Raw genomic sequence first — 21,285 nt, forward strand, 5'->3', positions numbered from 1 at the left:
TAGGGCCGCACTGGCGCAGTCGCGAATGTATTGCGCCTTGTTCCGGCGGCGAGCAGCGACGCGCAGCCGGCGCTAACCTTCCTGGTGATCAGGATCGATCACAGGGAGGTAGGAACCGTGCGGATGACGGTAGCGGGTGCACAGGGCGGTGTGACTTTGATTGAAGTGATGGTGGCCTTGCTGATTCTGACTGCAGGGTTGCTAGGGGCGGCGGCGGTTCAGCTCAATGCCTTGAAATACACCGACAGCTCGCTGATGAGCAGCCAGGCGAGTTTTATTGCCTACGACATGCTGGACCGGATTCGCGCCAATGTGGCGGCTGACTACAGTCTCCCTGCGCCGATATCGGGCCCTGTGGTGTCGGCGCGGAATCAAGACCTGGCGGATTTCCACAGCTATATCCGCGAGTTCGGTGGCTCTAGCGCCCGCGGCAGTATCAGCCACGCCCAAGGGCTGTACAGCATCACCATTACCTGGGATGACGCACGCGCCGCCGGTATTGCGGATACCCGGCGTAGCCTGGTCTTGAGCAGTCGTGTCGCGGTCGAACCGCTGGGGGCGCCATGAGCTGCAGGTGCCGGGGGTTCAGCCTGATCGAGCTGCTACTGGCGTTAGCCATCAGCCTGGCGGTAGTGCTGGGTGTGACGCAGATCTTCATGGCGGCGAACAACACCTACCGCGCGCAGAACGCAGCGGCCGGCATGCAGGAAGATGCGCGTTTTGTCTTGAGCAAGTTGCTGCAGGAGATTCGCATGGTCGGTGTGTTCGGTTGCCTGCAAAACATCACCGATGCCAGTGAAAGCGGGGATTTCAGTGCTGGCCGCAACGCACCGATCAAATGGGACAACACCTTGAAAAAGCTCAGCCTGGTCACCGCGGACGTTGGCGGCAATGGCGGCGTGCCGACCTGGACGGTAGTGTCGGACTGTCGCACCCGGGCCACTGCCTACAGCAAGCGACAGAGCCCGGCAGCGGGAGAAATTGCCTTAGCGATTCGCCGCCTGGATTACCGCCTGCGTGATGACGAAATCCTGCTGACGGCAGGTGACAGCACGCAGGCCCTGGTCAGCAACGTCAAGGCCTTTGCCGTGAGTTTCGGTCTGGCCGACAGTGCCAGCGGTACAGCAGTTTCCAGTTACAGCCCCAACCCCGGCGACCCGGCGCGGATCCGCAGCGTACGCTTGACCCTGACTCTGGCAGATCCCGGCCAGCGCGTGCGCGATCAAACCTTCAATGTCGTGGCCAGCTTGCGTAACCGCTTGCCTTAGGAGGCGCTGATGACGTCTCTCAAGACAAGAGCCCAGTCGGGCATGGCGCTGTTGCTGAGCCTGGTATTCCTCTCGCTGTTGACGCTGATCGGGGTTGCGGCGATGCAGAACGCCACACTCCAGGAAAAACTGGCGGCAAGCCTGGTCGCGCGCAATCAGTCATTCCAGGGGGCGGAGGCGGCCCTGCGGATTGGCGAGAGTGCCGTGCAGCGTAGCAGCTACTTATTGCCGGAGTGCGCTGGGGGGATACGCTGCGGGCCGCCGGCCGAATCCTCGGTAGTCACCTCGGCCGGGTTCAACGCCACGTCCGGGGTGACCTGGATCGCCGCCGCCAATGGCGTTTATGGGGTGCAGAGCCTGGGCAGTATCACGGGGGCGGTGCGGGTTCCGGTGGATACCAGGGCCACGCTGTATCGGGTCAGCGCAGTGGGGCTGGGTGGCCATTCACGTACGGTGGTGGAGAGTATTTATGCCAAGATCGAGAGCGAAGCCGCTGCGATCGGCGGTAAGATGCTCGGCACCTGCTTGGCTGGGGAGACCCTCGGCGACGGCAGGCCCTGCGCGGTTGAAAACAGCGATGGCGGCAGCCGTCGAATCATGTGGCGACAAATACAGTAAGTGAGACTTGAGGCAATGCGTAGATTCAACCAAGGCTTTACCCTGATCGAAATCATGATTGTGATCGCGATCATCGGCATTGTGGTGACCATATCCGCTCCGCTGCTCACCGAGTACGTGAAAAAGACCCACCGTAGCGAGATCGCAGGGCTGCTGTCAGAGCAGGCGCAGTTGCTTGAGCGCTTCCACTCCCAAAACAATGTCTACAGCAAGGCCACGGGACTGAGTGCCGGTAACGAGTACTACAGCATCGTCCCGACCCTGGCAGATCAAAGCTTCCTGCTGACGGCCGTGCGTAAGTCTGACGGCAGCATGGCCAGCGACAAATGTGGCGATCTCACGCTGAGCAACACCGGTGTGATGGGCATGAACAATGCGGCAGCCGAGCTGACCAGCAAAGATTGCTGGGGCCGCTGAGGCGCTTTTTCGGGGTGCGGCTTGCACCCCCTGTCTTTTTTACTGTTGGATCAGATGATGGCCAAGCAAGAGCAAGTGGTGATTGTCGGCGGCGGAGTGATCGGCCTGCTGACGGCGTTTAATCTGGCGCCCCATGTAGAGCGGGTGATCCTGCTGGATCGTTCCAGTCTTGGCCAGGAATCTTCCTGGGCGGGCGGCGGTATCGTTTCGCCGCTGTATCCATGGCGCTACAGTCCGGCAGTCACGGCCTTGGCTCATTGGTCCCAGGACTTTTATCCACAGTTGGCCGAGCGCTTGTTCGCCGCCACCGGGGTCGACCCTGAGGTTCATACCACGGGCTTGTACTGGCTGGACCTGGAGGACGAAGCCGAGGCGCTGGCCTGGGCGCAGCGGGAAAACCGCCCGCTCAGAGCTGTGGATATCTCGGCCGCTCACGACCACGTGCCCGTGTTGGGGTCAGGATTTTCTCGTGCTATCTACATGGCAGATGTGGCCAACGTGCGTAACCCGCGCCTGGTCAAATCACTCAAGGCGGCATTGCTGGCGCTGCCCAACGTGATCGTTCACGAACAGTGCGAGGTCAGCGGCTTCATTCGCCAGGGTGAGCGAGTGCTGGGAGTCGAGAGTTCCAGCGGCCCGATCCTGGGTGATCAGGTGGTGCTGACCGCAGGTGCCTGGAGTGGCGATCTGCTCAAGACCCTGGGCCTGGTTTTGCCGGTGGAACCGGTGAAAGGCCAGATGATTCTCTACAAGTGTGAAGCGGACTTTCTCTCGAGCATGGTTCTGGCCAAGGGCCGTTACGCTATTCCACGTCGCGACGGCCACATCCTGATCGGCAGCACCCTGGAGCACGAAGGGTTCGACAAGACGCCGACCGAGACTGCGCTGGAAAGCCTCAAGGCTTCGGCAGTGGAGTTGATTCCAGCGCTCGCACGGGCCGAAGTGGTTGGGCATTGGGCGGGCCTGCGTCCCGGTTCACCAGAGGGTGTTCCCTATATTGGTGCGGTGCCGGGGGTTGGCGGGTTGTGGCTCAACTGTGGGCATTACCGCAATGGCCTGGTACTCGCGCCCGCTTCCTGCCAGCTGTTCGCCGATGTGTTGCTGGGACGCGAGCCAGTGATCGATCCGGCCCCCTATGCGCCGGCCGGCCGAATCTGAGGCTGCGCTTCACTCCAGGCCGAGCTTTTTCAACCGGTAACGCAGGGAGCGAAACGACAGGCCCAAGCGCTGGGCGGCTGCCGTGCGGTTCCAGCGGGTTTGTTCCAGGGCTAGGCGAATCACCCGGCGCTCGATCTCCTCCAGGTAATGCTGGAGGTTGTCGACCTGCTTCAGGTCGCAGAGAGGGGCGTCCTCACTGGCACTAGCGCTGCCATCGGCTTGGATCAGCCGCAAATCACTGGTTCCTATCTGCTGGTTTTCACACAGTGTGTGGGCGCGTTCGAGCATGTTTTCCAGTTCGCGGACGTTACCCGGAAAACCATAGCCCTTGAGGGCCTCCAGGGCTTGCGGCAGCAGGTGTGCGAGGGGCGCGCCCGTGTCGGCGGCCAGGCGTTTGAGCATCTGGGTGGCCAGCAGCTCTATGTCACCGCGGCACTCGCGTAACGGCGGCACGCGCAGCTCGATCACGTTCAGCCGATAGTACAGGTCCTGACGAAAACGTCCGGCGCTGACTTCTGCGTCCAGGTTCTTGTGCGTGGCACAGAGTATTCGCGTATCAATCAGGCTTTCGTGCAACTGACCGATGCTGCGCACGGCCTTTTCCTGGATGGCCCTGAGCAGTTTGACCTGCATGCTCAGGGGCAGGTCCGCGACTTCATCAAGGAACAGGGTCCCTGCATTCGCTGCCTGGAATAACCCGGGCTTGTCTTCGATGGCGCCGCTGAAACTGCCTTTGCGGTGACCGAAAAATTCGCTTTCCATCAGGTCCGTCGGGATGGCCCCGCAGTTGACGGGGATGAAAGGCTGGCTGGCGCGTGGGCCTTGATCGTGAATCAGCCGGGCAACCAGCTCTTTGCCACTACCTGATTCGCCGCTGATGTACACCGCAGCCTGGCTGTGGGCCAGTTTGTCGATCTGCTGGCGCAGGCTACGGATGGGCAGCGAATCACCCAGCAGGCGCCGGAGCCGGCAGGGGGGAGCCGGAATATGCTGGGAAGTCTTCAACGTCGTGTCCGTCCGTGGGCTAACGTTTGTCGCCGCTACTTGAGTAGCGGCAGGTAATGCCTCAACGATCCCGCGAGCTTGGGCCTTGCTCAAGGTGGCCCTGGCTGCAATACCACTGTTGCTGCAGGCTCAGGGCGCGGTCGCGTGGCAGGTGAACACCGCAGTGGGCGCAACGGACCATGGGTGGTGCATTTTGCTCGCTGGGTGTCGGGCGGGAGGCATCGGCGGGGCGCTTGAACTTGCGCCAGAACCATACCGCAGCAGCAATCAGGGCAATCCAGAACAGTAAACGAAGCATGGTCAGCGGCTTTTTGGGAGGATGATTGGGCAGTTTAGCCAAGGTCTCATCCAGCGCACAGCGCTATAAAATCCGGAAATAAAAAAGGAGACTCGAAAGTCTCCTTTTGTGTACCTGGCGGGTATCAGTCGAACACGCCGAAGGTCATGTAGCTGAACCAGGAGCGGTCGTCGTTGCTGCCTTCCGCTTCGTGTTGCTCTTCTTCGACAGCATCGCCGTCTTGTGGCTTGAGCTCGGCCGGGATGGAGTCCTTGGCATCCTGATACTGCTTCATGATGTCCTGGTTGGCGCGGGTTTCACCCGGCGGCAGCGGCGGACGGGACTCGATCAGGCCCAAGGTGGCCTTGCTGGCCCACGAACGGTTGTCGGCTTCGGCAACCCGTGGCACGAACTGACCGTCCACCAGGCTTGAGTGATTCGGGTAGTTCAGCTTCAGGGTTTCCAGGCTGGTATTGGCCAACTCGTCCAGGTGCAGGCGCTGGTAGGCTTCGACCATCACGGCCAAGCCATCACCGACCGACGGTGTTTCCTGGAAGTTTTCCACCACGTAGCGACCGCGGTTGGCCGCTGCGACATAGGCCTGACGGGTCAGGTAGTAGTCGGCAACGTGGATTTCGTAGGAGGCCAGCAGGTTGCGCAGGTAGATCATGCGCTGCTTGGCGTCCGGCGCGTAGCGGCTGTTGGGGTAGCGGCTGGTGAGCTGGGCGAATTCGTTGTACGAGTCGCGGGCTGCACCTGGGTCACGCTTGGTCATGTCCAGCGGCAGGAAGCGCGCCAGCAGCCCAACATCCTGGTCAAACGAGGTCAGGCCCTTGAGGTAATAGGCATAGTCGACGTTCGGGTGCTGGGGGTGCAGGCGGATGAAGCGCTCGGCAGCCGACTTGGCAGCCTCGGGCTCGGCGTTCTTGTAGTTCGCATAAATCAGTTCGAGTTGAGCCTGGTCCGCATAGCGGCCGAAGGGATAACGCGACTCCAGGGCCTTCAGCTTCGCTGTGGCCGCGGTGTAGCTGTTGTTGTCCAGATCGGTCTGAGCCTGCTGGTACAGCTCGACTTCGCTGAGGTTTTCGTCTACGACTTCCTTCGACGAGCAAGCAGCGGTCAATGCGAGGATGGCGATCAGCAGCAGGTGTTTCACTTGCATGGCGGCTTGCGTCCCTATGACGGCCGCTGTCTTGGGCGGGGCCGTCCTGTTATGATGAGTGCCCCGTTGAATAGCCTCGGGGCAAAAGACGCCGTATTTAACCACAAGCGCGCAGCCGAAACCAAAGGCTGTGCCGACGCCTAGTCTGAGCATGTCCGATAAAATTGAACTCCGCGCAGAGGTGCCGTCCGAATTGGGCGGCCAACGCCTCGATCAAGTCGCCGCACAATTATTCGCTGAGCACTCGCGCTCGCGCCTTTCCGCCTGGATCAAAGACGGCCGCCTGACTGTGGATGGGGCGGTTATCCGCCCGCGAGACATTGTCCATGGTGGCGCTATCCTTGAGTTGACCGCCGAGCAGGAAGCTCAGGGCGAATGGATCGCTCAAGACATCGCCCTGGACATCGTCTATGAAGATGACGACATCCTGGTGATCAACAAGCCTGCCGGGCTGGTGGTGCATCCTGCCGCCGGTCACGCCGACGGCACGTTGCTCAACGCCTTGCTGCACCACGTGCCGGACATCATCAATGTTCCGCGCGCCGGTATCGTGCACCGTCTGGACAAGGACACCACCGGTTTGATGGTGGTGGCCAAGACCATTCAGGCGCAGACGCAACTGGTTACACAGTTGCAGAGCCGCAGTGTCAGCCGGATCTACGAGTGCATCGTGATTGGTGTGGTCACCGCCGGCGGCAAGATCAACGCGCCGATCGGTCGTCACGGCCAGCAGCGCCAGCGCATGGCGGTAATGGAAGGCGGCAAGCAGGCGGTCAGCCACTACCGTGTGCTCGAGCGTTTCCGCTCCCACACCCACGTGCGGGTCAAGCTGGAAACCGGTCGAACCCACCAGATTCGGGTGCACATGGCCCACATCAACTTCCCGTTGGTCGGAGACCCTGCCTACGGCGGTCGCTTCCGTATCCCGCCGGCAGCCAGTGTGACCATGGTCGAGTCGCTGAAACACTTCCCGCGTCAGGCGCTGCATGCGCGTTTCCTGGAACTGGATCATCCGACCACCGGCAAGCGCATGAGCTGGGAATCGCCACTACCAGAAGATTTCGTCTGGTTGCTGACGCTGCTCAAGCAGGACCGTGAGGCGTTCATCGGATGAGTGACTGGCTGATTCCTGACTGGCCGCTGCCTGCCGGGGTCAAAGCCTGTGTCACCACCCGTGCGGGCGGCGTCAGCCTGACGCCGTTCGACAGCCTCAACCTGGGCGATCATGTTGATGACAGCCCTGCAGCAGTGGCCGAGAATCGCCGGCGCCTGACGGATCACTTTGCGATACAACCGGCCTGGTTACAGCAGGTGCACGGTGTTGCCGTGGCTCACGCTGACCCGGCCCTGGTCGCGACCGCGGACGCCAGCTGGACGGCCACGCCCGGCATCGCCTGCACGGTGATGACGGCCGATTGCCTGCCTGTGTTGTTCTGTGATCGTGCCGGTAGCCGTGTTGCGGCAGCTCATGCCGGCTGGCGCGGATTAGCCGCAGGCGTGCTGGAGGCGACGCTCGACAGCCTCGCCGTGGATCCGGCACAAGTGCTGGTCTGGCTCGGTCCGGCCATTGGCCCGAGGGCCTTTGAAGTGGGTCCGGAAGTTCGCGAAGTGTTCATCGCGCAACTTGCAGAAACACATCAGGCTTTTGTGCCCAGTCACAATGCTGGCAAGTACCTGGCCGACATCTACCTGCTGGCGCGTTTGCGCCTCAAAGCCCGCGGCGTCAACGCCGTGTACGGTGGCGGCTGGTGTACCGTGACCGACCCACGCTTCTTTTCCTACCGCCGTGCGCCACGCACCGGCCGGTTTGCCTCCCTGATCTGGCTCGAACGCTAGACTCTCCTGACCTGCATCAACTGCACGACGCTTGAATCTTCCAGAATCGACCGCATCTAGTGGGGTATCTGGCAGGTTTCTCTATTTAGGTGTGTCCATCGCTCCGGCCTGCTCAAAAGGAAGGTGACCAATGCGTATAGACCGTTTAACCAGCAAATTGCAGTTAGCCTTATCCGATGCCCAATCCCTGGCCGTTGGCCTCGATCATCCGGGCATTGAACCTGCGCACCTGATGCAAGCACTGCTTGAACAGCAGGGTGGCTCGATCAAGCCGCTGCTGATGCAAGTGGGCTTCGACGTCAACAGCCTGCGCAGCGCGTTGAGCAAAGAGCTCGACCAATTGCCAAAAATCCAGAATCCGACTGGCGACGTGAACATGTCGCAGGACCTCGCGCGCCTGCTCAACCAGGCCGACCGCTTGGCCCAGCAAAAAGGTGATCAGTTCATCTCCAGCGAGCTGGTGCTGCTCGCCGCCATGGACGAGAACAGCAAACTCGGCAAGTTGCTGCTCGGCCAGGGCGTGAGCAAGAAAGCTCTGGAGAATGCGATCACCAACCTGCGTGGTGGTGAAGCAGTGAACGACCCGAATGCCGAGGAATCGCGCCAGGCGCTGGATAAATACACGGTCGACCTGACCAAGCGCGCCGAAGACGGCAAGCTCGATCCGGTGATCGGTCGTGATGACGAAATTCGCCGGACCATCCAGGTCCTGCAGCGCCGGACCAAAAACAACCCGGTGCTGATCGGTGAGCCGGGTGTGGGTAAAACCGCGATTGCCGAAGGCCTGGCCCAGCGCATCATCAATGGTGAGGTGCCAGACGGCCTGCGTGGCAAGCGCCTGCTGTCGCTGGATATGGGCGCGCTGATTGCCGGTGCCAAGTACCGTGGCGAGTTTGAAGAGCGCCTCAAAGGCCTGCTCAACGAACTGTCGAAGCAGGAAGGGCAGATCATTCTGTTCATCGACGAACTGCACACCATGGTCGGCGCCGGTAAAGGCGAAGGCTCGATGGATGCCGGTAACATGCTCAAGCCGGCCCTCGCCCGGGGTGAGCTGCACTGCGTCGGCGCGACCACGCTCAACGAGTATCGTCAATATATAGAGAAGGACGCGGCCCTCGAGCGACGCTTCCAGAAAGTCCTGGTGGATGAGCCAAGCGAGGAAGACACCATCGCTATCCTGCGTGGCCTGAAAGAGCGCTACGAGGTTCACCACAAGGTGGCGATCACGGACGGTGCGATCATTGCGGCGGCCAAGCTGAGCCATCGCTATATCACTGACCGGCAGTTGCCGGACAAGGCCATCGACCTGATCGACGAAGCGGCCAGCCGCATTCGCATGGAAATCGACTCCAAGCCCGAAGTGCTGGATCGCCTGGAGCGGCGCCTGATTCAACTCAAGGTCGAATCCCAGGCCCTGAAGAAAGAAGATGACGAAGCGGCGATCAAGCGCCTGGAAAAACTCCAGGAAGAGATTGTCCGGTTGGAACGCGAGTATTCCGACCTGGAGGAAATCTGGACCTCGGAGAAAGCGGAAGTGCAGGGTTCTGCGCAGATCCAGCAGAAAATCGAGCAGTCGCGCCAGGAACTGGAAACTGCCCGCCGCAAAGGTGACCTGAATCGCATGGCCGAGTTGCAGTACGGGGTGATCCCGGACCTGGAGCGCAGCCTGCAAATGGTCGACCAGCATGGCAAGAGCGAAAACCAGTTGCTGCGCAGCAAGGTGACTGAAGAAGAAATTGCCGAAGTCGTGTCGAAATGGACCGGTATCCCGGTGTCGAAAATGCTCGAGGGTGAGCGCGACAAGCTGATGAAGATGGAAAGCCTGTTGCACCAACGTGTGATCGGCCAGAACGAAGCCGTGGTGGCTGTGGCCAACGCGGTGCGGCGTTCGCGCGCCGGGTTGTCCGACCCTAACCGCCCAAGTGGTTCGTTCATGTTCCTCGGCCCGACTGGCGTGGGCAAGACCGAGCTGTGCAAGGCGCTGGCCGAGTTCCTGTTTGATACGGAAGAGTCGATGGTGCGCATCGACATGTCCGAGTTCATGGAGAAACATTCCGTGGCGCGGCTGATCGGGGCACCACCAGGCTACGTGGGTTACGAGGAGGGCGGTTACCTGACCGAAGCGGTACGTCGCAAGCCGTACTCGGTGATCCTCCTGGACGAGGTCGAGAAGGCCCACCCGGATGTGTTCAACGTATTGCTGCAAGTGCTGGAAGACGGTCGCCTGACCGACAGTCACGGACGCACCGTGGATTTCCGTAATACGGTGATCGTCATGACGTCCAACCTGGGCTCGGTACAGATCCAGGAACTGGTGGGTGATCGTGAGGCGCAACGTGCCGCGGTGATGGATGCGGTGTCGACACACTTCCGTCCGGAGTTCATCAACCGGATCGACGAAGTGGTGATCTTCGAGCCTCTGGCCCGTGATCAGATTGCCGGCATCACTGAAATCCAGTTGGGCCGCCTGCGCAGCCGTCTGGCTGAGCGTGAGCTGAAGCTGGAACTGAGCAGCGAAGCGTTGGATAAGTTGATCGCGGTGGGTTACGACCCGGTCTATGGCGCACGGCCGCTCAAACGAGCGATCCAGCGCTGGATCGAAAACCCGCTGGCCCAACTGATTCTGTCGGGCAGCTTCCTGCCAGGCACCAGCGTAACGGCCACCGTGGTGAACGACGAAATCGTGTTCAACTGAGGCCTGATTGCCGTAAAAGAGCAGAGGCCCCGCATTGCGGGGCCTTTTTTTTCACAGGGTGTTGAACTGTAAGGAAAAGGCTTGTAAAGTGCGCCCCGCAGTAAGTCGCCCCAAGGGTTTCCACTCCCCAAGTAGAAATCTGAAATAAGTTGCAAATCATTGTCTTGAAAGCAATTTAGGGGGTTGACAGAGGTGTTTAAGGTTGTAGAATAGCGCGCCTCAGACACACGAACGCAGCGATGCGAACGGGTCGAAGAGAACGCAGTAAAGCTTAAATGTTGTGATTGAAATATGTAGTTCCGTGATAGCTCAGTCGGTAGAGCAAATGACTGTTAATCATTGGGTCCCAGGTTCGAGTCCTGGTCACGGAGCCAATTTCAAACCGGGGTATAGCGCAGTCCGGTAGCGCGCCTGCTTTGGGAGCAGGATGTCAGGAGTTCGAATCCCCTTACCCCGACCATATTAAAAATCCTCGTATCGAAAGATACGGGGATTTTTTTTGCCTGCACAAAATCCCGACGTGCCGCAGACCTCTAATGTGGGAGCGGGCTTGCCCGCGAAAGCGGTGTATCAGTCACAGTCGATGTTGAATGTGCTGCCGTCATCGCGAGCAAGAGTTACATCGAGTTCTCAGTGCAATTTCAGGCGTGGCTCGGTGCCGCGTCCAATCTTGCTGCCCAGCATCAGCATCGCCGTGCGGAACGGCCCGTACAGCGCCACTTGGTGCATGCGGTACAGCGACACGTAGAACATCCGCGCCAGCCAGCCCTCCAGCATCACGCTGCCCGTCAGGTTGCCCATCAAGTTACCCACAGCCGAAAACCGCGACAGCGAGATCAACGATCCGTAATCGGTGTACTTGTAGGACGGCAGTGGTTTGCCTTCGATCCGCAGTTTCAACGATTTGGCCAGTAGCGAAGCCTGCTGGTGCGCAGCCTGGGCACGCGGCGGCACGTTGCGATCAGTCCCGGGTTGCGGGCAGGCGGCGCAATCACCGAAGGCGAAGATGTTCTCGTCGCGGGTGGTCTGCAGGGTCGGCAATACCTGCAGCTGGTTGATGCGGTTGGTTTCCAGGCCGTCGATATCCTTGAGGAAACCCGGGGCGCGGATCCCGGCCGCCCAGACTTTCAGGCTGGCTTTGATTACATTGCCATCGGCGGTGATCAGGCTATCGGCCGTCACTTCGCTGACCGCCGCGTTGGTCATGACATTGACCCCAAGTTTCTCCAGGGTTTTATGCACAGGACCGCCGATCCGGTCCGGCAGGGCCGGCAGCACTCGGGGACCAGCCTCGATCAGGGTGATGTGCATGTTTTCCGGCTTGATCCGGTCCAGGCCGTAGGCGGCCAGTTCATGGGCCGCGTTGTGCAGTTCGGCGGCCAACTCGACACCGGTGGCGCCAGCGCCGACGATGGCCACGCTGATTTGCTCGACCTTATCGGTCTGTCCGGCATGGGCACGCAGGTAATGGTTGAGCAGTTGCTGGTGGAAACGCTCGGCCTGTTTGCGGGTGTCGAGGAACAGGCAGTGCTGGGCCGCGCCCAGGGTGCCGAAGTCGTTGGTGGTGCTGCCTACCGAGATTACCAGCGAGTCGTAGGACACTTCACGAGCCGGTACCAGCTCCAGGCCGGCTTCGTCGTAGGTAGCGGCCAGCTGGATTTTCTTCTGCGCGCGATCGAGCCCGCTCATGCGCCCCAGTTGGAACTCGAAGTGGTTCCATTTGGCCTGGGCGACATAGTTGAGTTCGTCTTCGGAAGAGTTCAGCGAACCGGCGGCCACTTCATGCAGCAGCGGTTTCCAGATGTGGGTCAGGTTGGCGTCGACCAGCATCACACTGGCCGTGCCACGCTTGCCCAGAGTCTTACCCAGACGGGTAGCCAACTCCAGACCGCCGGCGCCGCCGCCAACGATGACAATACGATGAGTCATGGGGATATCTCGCAAGGCTAAAAGAAATCGGTGCAGTTACCCGAGCGAGCGCCACGCAGCTCATAGCGTCAGGTAACTGATAAAACGGCTCAGCAGGCCCAGGCCAATGGTCACCGCCAGGACTATCACCAGGAGCATCCACGGCCGAAAAGGCCGGCGCTCGACTTGGTGCTGGGACAGGTGCAGGTACTCTTCGACATGCTGTTGGTCGTCCGGGTTCAGGCGGCTGGTCATATCAAGGCCTCGTCAGGTAGATAGACGTTGCTAAAGGTGTAGAAGCTACAGCGCACGGCCAAGTCAGCCCGTATTGAAGGGAGCATAGCCGCTCGCTGGCACGGGCTCGACACACAGCCTGTCATCCAGGCGAATGATGCCACTTTGTATCACCCGCGCGGTAATCCCGCCATGGCCGCGCACGGCCTGGAAAGTCCCTGGGCCGAGGTTCTGTTCGAGCCTGGCGCAGGGCTGGCACCAGCCCGTGGTTTCGAAGATGGCCTGGCCGATTCGAAAGCGCCGGCCCTTGAGGCTGAACAGATTGATCCCGCTGACCACAATATTGCGGCGCAAGTCCTGGGGCTGGATCGGCTGGTCTGCAGGGCGTTCCATCAAGGAACTGATCACGGCCAGGTGTTCCCACTGGATCAGCGTGACCTGCCGCGCATTGCGCACCCCGGGCCGCGCATGATCGCCCGTCAGGCCGGCCTCCAAGCGTGCTTCCACGGCATCGAGCGCGAGCATCGGCCCGCGCGATTGTGGGCGCACGCCCAGCCAACGCACGCGGCCTTGCTGGGGTACCGCGGCAATCAGCTCCTGCAACGGGCTCACAGGCTGATCCCGACGTCGAAGACGATACTGCGCCCCAGGTTACTGCGCAGGAAGTCCGGCGCGTCGGGATGGGCGAAGAGCACGCGGGCGAAGGTCGGGCCTACCAGTGAGAGCGAGCGCCAGCCCTGGCGCAGGTATTCGGTGGGGGGTGGGAAATGGCTGTTGAGGTCCAGCACTTCACGCTTGAGGCTGGCGAAAGCGATGATGTCCAGTTCACCCAGGTCCATGCCACGTTCTTTGTAGTTGTGCGCTTTTTTGCGCAGGGTCGGCGCCAGCCTGAGTAAAAACTCGTTGGCCGGAATCCGCTTGGGCTTGGCCTCGCGGCGCACCAACTGGCTCAAGGAGAACGCGCTGCGTCGGCGCTGCAGTTCATCGCGCCACTCGTCATTGAGCCGCCGACCTTCGTCGAGAACGAAGAACACTTCGAAATTGGCCTCGCGAAACAGCACGTCGGGCGGCTCGCCGGCGGGGCTGAACTCGTCGGCGCGGTAAGGAATGTTCAAGCCCTGCAACAGGCGCTGGCACACCCAACGCTCACGCTCCCATTTGCGGGCATTGGAGAGGAACGCGTTGGCCTGCTCGGCCGCGATGGTCAGCAGGCGTAAATAATCTGAATCATCCATAGGCCAAGCTTAGCGTTCAAATGCGTTCACAAAGAACACAATTTGTCGGACAGGCGCAAACTTTTGCATTCCGGTAAGCCTGGCTGGCGGGATGTCCTGGCGCGGCCGTGACTATGCGCGGGGCGTCTACCAGCTCATGCGCATGCCCAGATTGCCGGAGACGCCGTCCAGGTCGTTGCTGTCCAGATGGGTGTTGTAGTCGGCCCCCATGTAAACGCTGACACTCGAAGACAGCTTCGCCACCAGGCCCACGCCCAGATCCGCAGATGAAGACTCATGCTCGCTCTTGATCCGATCGATGTCGTTATAGGTGACGGTGTCGTAACCGCCGAAAGTTTTCCACAGGTTGGCCCGCAGATAGGGCTCGAGCGGGATGTCCTGTGCCACGAACCGCCCCTTGAGGCGGGCACCGAGGCGGCCGGTCCAGTAGTCCTGGGAGTCGAATGCGACATTGGAGATGCCGTCGTTCTGCGAGTCCAGGTCAATTTGCTGGTTGATTACCTGCACCTGGGGCTCCAGCACCCAGTCTTGCGCGACGGCAATCGGGTATCCCGCCTCCACGGACAGTGCCAGCGCATGGCCATCGGTGTCGATCTTGACTCCGCGATCGGAGCGGTTGTCGCCGTCCAGGCTCGACCACATCGCTACGGTATCGAGGTACCAGCCGCTGGGGTCGACCAGGGTCCAGTAGGCGCCTACCTGATCGCCGTCGAGCTTGACCCGTCCCGAGCGTCGATCCTCGAAGCCTTCGGCAAACCCATCGACGTCGCCTTGCAGATGACTGTGGCCGACAAAAAAACCGAAGCGTTGCAACTGTCCGCCGCTGGTCTGCGAGGCATACAGGTCATGGCCAATCTGAAAGCCCTGGAGCGAGCCGTCAAAGCTCGGGGCCACAGTGCCGGACCAGCTTTTTTGCAGATTACTGCCATACATACGGCCCCAGCCAGCAGGGACGGCGCCGGTTTCGCTCAGCAGGCTTTGCTCGCCCTGACGATCATGGAAGGTGCCCAAGGCTTGCATCGTCAGCAACTGGGCGGCGGGGAGGACCACGGAATACACCGGGACTTCCAGGCGATACAGGGGAATCGGATCGGCGCCGGCCACGGCCGTGGGGATCGGCGGCGTGCTGATGGCCGGTGTCGGCGAGGTCTGGGCCAGGGTTTGTGGCGGCGGCACCGGGTTCGGCTCGACGGGGGCTACTGGCCGCGCGGTCGGCGGTTCGACGGCGGGCTCATCCGGGTCAACCTCGGGCGCAGGCTGCTCGATCGGTGGCGGGGCCGGTGGCACCACCGGTGGGACAACTACGGGTGGAACGGTCGGCGGCGGCACTGCCACCACCGATGAGCGCAGGTACCAGTTGTTCTCGGAGCCTGCGGTGACCCCGCCCTTGAACAGGTAGTACTGATAGGCACCGGCAGACAGCGAGCCCTTCAAGGCAAAGGCAGAGCTGCTGCTGGTGGCGCCGTTCTGGGCCTGCACCACCGCGATCCCGTTCTGGCGGGTCAAACCGCCCAGGCCACCGAGGTTGGTGATGCCCAGTTGGGTGTTACCACTGAGGGTGCCTTGGGACACCACCAGCTTGTCACTGGCAGAGTTGTCGGTACCCAGCACCGTTTGCAGCAACAGTTGCCCGTTGTTGCCAACGTAGTTGCCATGGACGGTCAGTGCATCGCTGGCACTGCTGCTGCCGTTGGTCATGTCGATGATTCCGGCGTTGCTCAGTGTCGTCCGTTGGCCGGCGGTGTAGGGGCGGATAGCGCCTTGGGTCACGGCTAGGGTACTGCTGCCGTCAATGGCAAATACGCCCGTGGCGCTGGCGCTGTCTCCGAGGAAAAAATCCCCCGCCAGGGTAAAGTGCGAGCGGTTGCCCAGGCTCACTGACTCCCAGCCGACATAACGTGCGGCGCCTGCCGAGGTGCTGTTGTCGAAGCTCAGGCGGTCAGTGCCCAGCCCACCGTCCACGGAGGGGGTGGAGGCGAGTGTGTTCTCGGAGAGATTGCTCAACAGGGCACTGTCGTCGCCGTCACCCATGAGGATGGCGGAGTTGATCTGTCCGCCGTTGCCCCAGGTGAAGCGGTCGTTGCCAGCGCTGGCGCGGATCTGCCCGGCAATCACCCCGCCAGAAACGCTGATGATGTCATCGCCGCCGCTGGTGCTGATGTTGCCGCCGATCGAGCCCGCTGACACGGTGATGGTATCCCGGCCAAACGCGGTGACCAGGTTGCCGATAATCCGCCCCCCCGACATATCAAAAATGTTGTTATCGAGTTTCATGTCGACGCGGCCGATGGTGCCCCCGGTCATCGTCGCCACATCGCCATCCTCGAAGGCCCCGACGATGGTGCCCGCGGTCATCAGAAAACGATCTCGACCGTCGCCCTGGGCCAGCGACTGGATCTGCCCGCCGGTCATTTTGAACTCATCGATGCCGTTGCCCTGGTAGACCGCGCCAGTGATCTGTCCGGCGTTGATCTGCAGGGAGTCGCTGCCATCGCTCTGGTCCAGCGAACCGGCAATGGTGCCGGAATCCATCAACACCCGGTCCGCTCCGGCGCCGAACGTGACGTCGCCATTGATCGCGCCGGAGCCGTTGGCCGGGAAGGTCAGGGAGTTGTTGCCCAGGGTGTCGGTGAGTGGACCGCTGGTGCCACTGGCGCACGTATGGCTGGTATCACCGGGGCCGGGGAGCAGGCTACAAGCCGCCTCGACGACGGGACTGGCGAGCAGCAAGAGGGAGGTGCACGACAGGAGCGTGCTAAGCCTTGGATGAAGGTGCATGACAGTGTCCCTACTGAAGGAGTGATGGCATCGTCCTGATGGTTTAAGGCCTGGCTTCACCCATGTTCACGCTTCACTGCAGCCGTTGCCCTAACGCGCTGAAAACTGATTCATCAGTCAGGTACAAGGTGTAGACGGTTAATTTCGCCAGTGTGGCTTTTTCGACCAGCGGGCTGTCACTGCTCCCGGCCTTGATCCCTGGGATGCTCTGCAATCCACTCGCTGCACAAAACGGATAGCGATCTGCGCAAAGCGGATATTGCCGCGCCACTGGCCTCTCTACCCTCGGTGATACGCACGCTTACCCCGTGACCGATGCTCTTAAAAAAACAACAACAAGAGACAGATGCCATGCGCAAGATCGACGTACATGAGCTGATCGACAACGCTCGTTTCAACCGCTTCCACTGGATGGTGCTGTTCTGGTGTGCCCTGATCATCATCTTCGATGGCTACGATCTGGTGATCTACGGCGTGGTCCTGCCGATGCTGATGAAAGAGTGGGGGCTGAGTCCTTTGCAGGCCGGTGCCCTGGGCAGTTACGCGCTGTTCGGGATGATGTTCGGCGCGCTGTTTTTCGGCCCGCTGTCGGACCGGATCGGCCGCAAGAAAGCCATTACCCTGTGTGTGATCCTGTTCAGCGGTTTCACCGTGCTCAACGGGTTTGCCCGCAACCCGACGGAGTTCGGGATCTGCCGGTTCATCGCTGGGCTGGGCATCGGCGGGGTCATGCCCAACGTGGTGGCGCTGATGAACGAATACGCGCCGAAAAAAATCCGCAGCACCCTGGTGGCGATCATGTTCAGCGGCTACTCGGTCGGCGGCATGCTGTCGGCCGGGCTGGGGATTGTGTTGATCCCGAGTTTTGGCTGGCAGTCGGTGTTCTACGTCGCGGTGCTGCCGTTGTTGATGCTGCCGCTGATCATGTACTTCTTGCCCGAGTCGGTGGGTTTCATGCTGCGCCAGGGGCGCAATGAAGAGGCACGCAAGGTCCTCGAGCGAGTGGAGCCGACGTATGTTGGGCACAGCAGCGATCAACTGCAGATGAGCGAAGTGAAGGGCACGGGAACCCCGGTGCTGCAGTTGTTTCGCGAAGGTCGGGCGCTGCGCACGCTGATGCTGTGGCTGGCATTTTTCTGCTGCCTGTTGATGGTTTATGCCTTGAGTTCCTGGCTGCCGAAGCTGATGGCCAACGCTGGCTATAGTCTGGGCTCGAGCCTGTCGTTCCTGCTGGTGCTGAACTTCGGCGCAATCTTCGGCGCCGTCGGTGGCGGCGTGCTGGGCGACAAGCTGAACCTGCCGCGGGTGTTGGCGGTGTTCTTCGCCATGGCGGCGGTGTCGATCACCTTGCTCGGTTTCAACAGCCCGATGCCTTTGCTGTACTTGCTGATCGCCATTGCCGGTGCCACCACCATCGGTTCGCAGATCCTGCTGTACGCCTGCGCCGCACAGTTCTACTCCATGACGATCCGCTCCACCGGCTTGGGCTGGGCCTCCGGTATCGGTCGCAACGGTGCTATTGTCGGTCCATTGCTCGGTGGTGCCCTGCTGGGGATCAACTTGCCGTTGCAACTCAACTTCATGGCGTTTGCCCTGCCGGGTGCGGTAGCTGCCATTGCCATGACCGTGTTTGCCATCAGTAACCAGCGCAGCGCATCGAGCGCTACCAGCGCGCTGTCGCCATCGGGTGCCTGAAGCATGAAAGGGCTATTGCGGGACTTTTCGCTGTCGGCGGCAGTCGCCGGTTTTATTGCCACGGTGATTTCCTATGCCGGCCCCCTGGTGATCATTTTCCAGGCGGCCGACGCCGCCCATCTGTCGCGCGAGGTGCTGTCGTCCTGGGTCTGGGCGATTTCCATTGGCAGTGCACTGTTGGGCATCGGCTTGAGTCTGCGCTACCGCGTGCCGGTGATCATCGCCTGGTCGGCGCCGGGATCGGCGCTGCTGGTGGCGCTGTTACCGGGGATCAGCATGCCGGAAGCGGTGGGGGCGTATCTGGTCAGCAGCCTGATCATCTTTTTGATCGGGGTCTCGGGCGCGTTCGACCGGATCATCAGCAAGCTGCCGGCCGCCATTGCCGCAGCCATGCTGGCGGGGATTCTGTTCAGCTTCGGCACCGGTCTGTTCGTGTCGTTGCAGGGCAAGCCGTGGCTGGTGCTGGCGATGTTTGCCACCTACCTGATGTGCAAGCGCCTGATGCCGCGTTACGCGGTGTTGATGGTGCTGCTGGTGGGTTGCTCCATGGCCTTGCTCGCCGGGGACCTGCGGGTCGACGCACTGGTGATCGGCCTGGCTACGCCGGTCTGGATAACCCCGCAATTCAGCTTGAGCGCGACCTTGAACATCGCGTTGCCGCTGGTGATGGTGGCACTGACGGGGCAGTTTGTCCCCGGCATGGCAGTGCTGCGAGCCAGCGGTTACTCGACTCCCTCCAGCCCGATCATCGCCAGCAGCGCGTTGGGTACGGCGTTGCTCGCACCCTTTGGCTGCCACGGTTTGAACCTGGCGGCGATCACTGCGGCGATCTGCACCGGCCGTGAATCTCATGAGGACCCAGGCAAGCGGTATGTCGCCGGGGTCGTCGGCGGCTTGTGTTACCTGGTGCTGGGGATCTTCGGCGCGACCCTGGTCTCGCTGTTTTCGGCCTTTCCCAAAGAGCTGATCGCAGCCCTCGCGGGGCTGGCGCTGTTCGGGGCGATTGCCGGGGCATTGGCGGGTGCGATGGCGGTGCCCAACGATCGCGAAGCGGCGCTGGTGACCTTTCTGGCGACGGCCTCGGGGATGTCGCTGTTCGGTTTGTCCGCCGCGTTCTGGGGACTGATCTTCGGCATGCTCACCCACCTGCTGTTGAACGCGCGCCGCGCCGCTCCAGGGGCCAAGGCAACGCCCGCCCCGGAGTCTGTGCGCTGACCGCACTGGACTGATTCCTACCCGCTTGACCTTCCCCCGCAGCGCCAGTGCTGCGGGCGGATCACTGCACCCTGTCGATCAATAACAATAAGAGCAAAACGATGAAACAGACTCTCGCCACAACCGCTTCGCTGTTGTCCCTGACGCTCGTCTCGGGCTTTTCCGACCGTGCGCTGGCCGCCGACAATAGCTTGGTAAAAGACACCACTGCGACCTTGCAGGCGCGCAATTATTATTTCAGCCGCGACTTCTCGGACATCGTCGGCGCCAATCAGCAGTCCAAGGCCGAGGAGTGGGCCCAGGGCTTCATTTTCAACCTCAAGTCCGGCTACACCCCGGGTACCCTCGGGGTGGGCGTGGATGTCATCGGCCTACTGGGCCTCAAGCTCGACAGCAGCCCGGACCGGGTTAACACTGGCCTGCTACCGGTGCAGGACGATGGCCGCGCGGCCAATGACTACAGTCGCCTGGGCGCGGCGCTGAAAGTGCGTTACTCGAAAACCGAATTCAAGGTCGGCGAGCTGCAACCCAACCTGCCGGTGCTGGCCTTCAGCGACATCCGCTTGCTGCCACCCAGTTACCAGGGGGCGAGCATCAGCTCCAGCGAACTCAATGGCCTGACCGTACAGGGCGGTCACCTGAACTCCACCAGCCTGCGCAACGAGTCCGGCGATGAAAAGATGCAGGCCATGCTGGGGCATGTGCCACAGCGCCAGGTCAGCAGCGACGGCTTCAACTTTGCCGGGGCCGACTACGCGTTCAATGACAAGCGCAGCTCGCTCAGTGCCTGGTACGGGCAACTGGAAGATATCTACAACCAACGCTTTCTCGGGCTCAAACACAGTGAGCCGCTAGGGGACTGGACCTTGGGCGCGAACCTGGGCTACTACGATTCGAAGCAAGACGGCAAACAGCTGCTGGGCAATATCGACAACCAGGCGTTCTTCTCCCTGCTGTCGGCCAAACGTGGTGGCCACACCTTCTACCTCGGTTACCAGGGCATGTTTGGTGACAGTGCCTTCCCACGCGTCTTTGCCAATATCTCGCCACTGGGCAACGAGGTGCCCACCTACGAGTTTGCCTACACCGACGAACGGTCCTGGCAGGTACGTTACGACTATGACTTTGCGGCGCTCGGTGTGCCCGGGCTGACCAGTACCGTGCGTTACATCACCGGCAATAATGTCGACACCGGCAAAGGCTATGAAGGCAAGGATCGCGAGCGCGACCTGGATCTGGGTTACGTGCTGCAGAGCGGCAGCCTCAAGGGCCTGGGGATTCGAGTGCGCAATGCGATGGCGCGGTCCAACTACCGCAGTGACATCGACGAAAACCGCCTGATCCTCAGTTACACCTGGACCCTGTTATGAGCCGCTGCAGTCGCCCATGACCTGGTAAGACACCCGGTGGGTCTGGCCCTGGTGGTCGACATAGACCATGCTCGCCGGCACCACGCCGCAACCGCTGGCAGTGTCGGAGACTGAAACCACCTTGGCAATGTCCAGCGGCTGCGCGGGGTCGTAGGGAGTGGCAGGCGGTTCGTTACCGGCGGCCAAGGCCGAGGTGGCAACCAGGGCCAGCAACAGGCTGATCAGGCTTTTCATCTTGCGGTACTCCGTGTGGATCTCGATACCTGAAGTTTAGTCTTCGCCGGCCGCTGAAAAAGGGGGTAAAACCGGATGCAGTGTTGCAGGAAACGTAACAGTCGCCGCACTGGCAGGGCCCTTGGCTGTGCGCCAGGGAGCAGCAGGGCGGTGTAGACTGATGGCCTGTTCGGTTTCGCC

The 21,285-nt window shown here is 61.3% G+C and carries 18 protein-coding genes, 2 tRNA genes and 2 pseudogenes; 13 read left to right on the plus strand and 9 right to left on the minus strand.

The annotated features are described in order from the left end of the window. Positions 1-117 precede the first annotated feature (117 nt). From pilV to thiO, 5 genes and pseudogenes are all read left to right on the plus strand, one after another. Complete coding sequence (pilV, locus tag ACIOVD_RS09280) at positions 118-567, plus strand: type IV pilus modification protein PilV (protein ID WP_371917573.1); 450 nt, start codon at positions 118-120, stop codon at positions 565-567. Continuing rightward, a complete protein-coding gene (locus ACIOVD_RS09285) occupies positions 564-1,268 on the plus strand; it encodes a PilW family protein (RefSeq protein WP_401127260.1) in 705 nt (234 codons plus the stop codon). The genes pilV and ACIOVD_RS09285 overlap by 4 nt, the downstream gene beginning before the upstream one ends. Positions 1,269-1,277: 9 nt before the next feature. After that, a pseudogene (locus ACIOVD_RS09290) lies at positions 1,278-1,745 on the plus strand (PilX N-terminal domain-containing pilus assembly protein); the annotation flags it as partial. 156 nt (positions 1,746-1,901) lie between these two features. Next, on the plus strand, positions 1,902-2,303 hold the full coding sequence (locus tag ACIOVD_RS09295; RefSeq protein WP_401127262.1) for a type IV pilin protein: 402 nt from the start codon (positions 1,902-1,904) through the stop codon (positions 2,301-2,303). A 57-nt stretch (positions 2,304-2,360) separates the two neighbouring features. Continuing rightward, the gene (thiO, locus tag ACIOVD_RS09300; RefSeq protein ID WP_401127264.1) at positions 2,361-3,461 is read left to right on the plus strand and encodes a glycine oxidase ThiO; all 1,101 of its coding nucleotides are present in this window, start codon (positions 2,361-2,363) and stop codon (positions 3,459-3,461) included. 9 nt (positions 3,462-3,470) lie between these two features. On the opposite strand, the pseudogene ACIOVD_RS09305 reads toward thiO, so the two are convergent. The 3 genes and pseudogenes from ACIOVD_RS09305 to ACIOVD_RS09315 form a co-directional block, all read right to left on the minus strand. Further along, positions 3,471-4,424: pseudogene (locus ACIOVD_RS09305) on the minus strand (sigma-54 interaction domain-containing protein); the annotation flags it as partial. 103 nt (positions 4,425-4,527) lie between these two features. Next, positions 4,528-4,764 carry a PP0621 family protein gene (locus tag ACIOVD_RS09310; protein ID WP_095166631.1) on the minus strand — a complete coding sequence of 79 codons (237 nt, stop codon included), beginning with the start codon at positions 4,762-4,764 and terminating at the stop codon, positions 4,528-4,530. A gap of 124 nt (positions 4,765-4,888) precedes the next feature. Continuing rightward, positions 4,889-5,905 carry an outer membrane protein assembly factor BamD gene (locus ACIOVD_RS09315; protein ID WP_095166515.1) on the minus strand — a complete coding sequence of 339 codons (1,017 nt, stop codon included), beginning with the start codon at positions 5,903-5,905 and terminating at the stop codon, positions 4,889-4,891. A 151-nt stretch (positions 5,906-6,056) separates the two neighbouring features. Here ACIOVD_RS09315 and rluD point away from each other — a divergent pair, with 151 nt between their 5' ends. The 5 genes from rluD to ACIOVD_RS09340 all read left to right on the plus strand — a co-directional run bounded on the left by rluD (position 6,057) and on the right by ACIOVD_RS09340 (position 10,896). Continuing rightward, positions 6,057-7,019 carry a 23S rRNA pseudouridine(1911/1915/1917) synthase RluD gene (rluD, locus tag ACIOVD_RS09320; RefSeq protein ID WP_095166517.1) on the plus strand — a complete coding sequence of 321 codons (963 nt, stop codon included), beginning with the start codon at positions 6,057-6,059 and terminating at the stop codon, positions 7,017-7,019. After that, positions 7,016-7,741 (plus strand): peptidoglycan editing factor PgeF, encoded by a 726-nt coding sequence (gene pgeF / locus ACIOVD_RS09325; protein WP_095166519.1) that lies wholly within the window; start codon positions 7,016-7,018, stop codon positions 7,739-7,741. The genes rluD and pgeF overlap by 4 nt, the downstream gene beginning before the upstream one ends. Positions 7,742-7,871: 130 nt before the next feature. Continuing rightward, a complete protein-coding gene (clpB, locus tag ACIOVD_RS09330) occupies positions 7,872-10,436 on the plus strand; it encodes an ATP-dependent chaperone ClpB (protein WP_320333040.1) in 2,565 nt (854 codons plus the stop codon). A 298-nt stretch (positions 10,437-10,734) separates the two neighbouring features. Continuing rightward, positions 10,735-10,810: transfer RNA gene (locus tag ACIOVD_RS09335), tRNA-Asn, on the plus strand. 9 nt (positions 10,811-10,819) lie between these two features. After that, positions 10,820-10,896, plus strand: a tRNA-Pro gene (locus tag ACIOVD_RS09340). A gap of 170 nt (positions 10,897-11,066) precedes the next feature. Here the strand turns inward: ACIOVD_RS09340 and ACIOVD_RS09345 are convergent. From ACIOVD_RS09345 to ACIOVD_RS09365, 5 genes are all read right to left on the minus strand, one after another. Then, positions 11,067-12,365 (minus strand): NAD(P)/FAD-dependent oxidoreductase, encoded by a 1,299-nt coding sequence (locus ACIOVD_RS09345; RefSeq protein WP_095166523.1) that lies wholly within the window; start codon positions 12,363-12,365, stop codon positions 11,067-11,069. Positions 12,366-12,425: 60 nt separating this feature from the next. Next, complete coding sequence (locus ACIOVD_RS09350) at positions 12,426-12,599, minus strand: DUF3094 domain-containing protein (RefSeq protein WP_095166525.1); 174 nt, start codon at positions 12,597-12,599, stop codon at positions 12,426-12,428. A gap of 63 nt (positions 12,600-12,662) precedes the next feature. Continuing rightward, positions 12,663-13,190, minus strand: a complete 528-nt coding sequence (locus ACIOVD_RS09355; protein WP_401127268.1) for an MOSC domain-containing protein — start codon at positions 13,188-13,190, stop codon at positions 12,663-12,665. Continuing rightward, positions 13,187-13,813 carry a DUF1780 domain-containing protein gene (locus tag ACIOVD_RS09360; RefSeq protein WP_095166529.1) on the minus strand — a complete coding sequence of 209 codons (627 nt, stop codon included), beginning with the start codon at positions 13,811-13,813 and terminating at the stop codon, positions 13,187-13,189. The genes ACIOVD_RS09355 and ACIOVD_RS09360 overlap by 4 nt, the downstream gene beginning before the upstream one ends. Before the next feature lie 126 nt (positions 13,814-13,939). Next, the gene (locus tag ACIOVD_RS09365; protein WP_401127271.1) at positions 13,940-16,591 is read right to left on the minus strand and encodes an autotransporter outer membrane beta-barrel domain-containing protein; all 2,652 of its coding nucleotides are present in this window, start codon (positions 16,589-16,591) and stop codon (positions 13,940-13,942) included. A 351-nt stretch (positions 16,592-16,942) separates the two neighbouring features. Here ACIOVD_RS09365 and ACIOVD_RS09370 point away from each other — a divergent pair, with 351 nt between their 5' ends. From ACIOVD_RS09370 to ACIOVD_RS09380, 3 genes are all read left to right on the plus strand, one after another. Further along, the gene (locus tag ACIOVD_RS09370; RefSeq protein WP_095166533.1) at positions 16,943-18,286 is read left to right on the plus strand and encodes an aromatic acid/H+ symport family MFS transporter; all 1,344 of its coding nucleotides are present in this window, start codon (positions 16,943-16,945) and stop codon (positions 18,284-18,286) included. A 3-nt stretch (positions 18,287-18,289) separates the two neighbouring features. Beyond that, positions 18,290-19,501 (plus strand): benzoate/H(+) symporter BenE family transporter, encoded by a 1,212-nt coding sequence (locus ACIOVD_RS09375; RefSeq protein ID WP_401127273.1) that lies wholly within the window; start codon positions 18,290-18,292, stop codon positions 19,499-19,501. A gap of 101 nt (positions 19,502-19,602) precedes the next feature. Continuing rightward, positions 19,603-20,871: an OprD family porin gene (locus ACIOVD_RS09380; RefSeq protein ID WP_095166537.1), complete on the plus strand. Its 1,269-nt coding sequence runs from the start codon at positions 19,603-19,605 to the stop codon at positions 20,869-20,871. On the opposite strand, the gene ACIOVD_RS09385 is transcribed toward ACIOVD_RS09380, so the two are convergent. Beyond that, entirely contained in the window at positions 20,866-21,105 is a 240-nt protein-coding gene (locus tag ACIOVD_RS09385) for a DUF2790 domain-containing protein (RefSeq protein WP_159998021.1), read from the minus strand. The genes ACIOVD_RS09380 and ACIOVD_RS09385 overlap by 6 nt on opposite strands. Positions 21,106-21,285: the final 180 nt, after the last annotated feature.

It is taken from the genome of Pseudomonas sp. NPDC087626, from assembly GCF_044743405.1.
Classification (GTDB): domain Bacteria; phylum Pseudomonadota; class Gammaproteobacteria; order Pseudomonadales; family Pseudomonadaceae; genus Aquipseudomonas.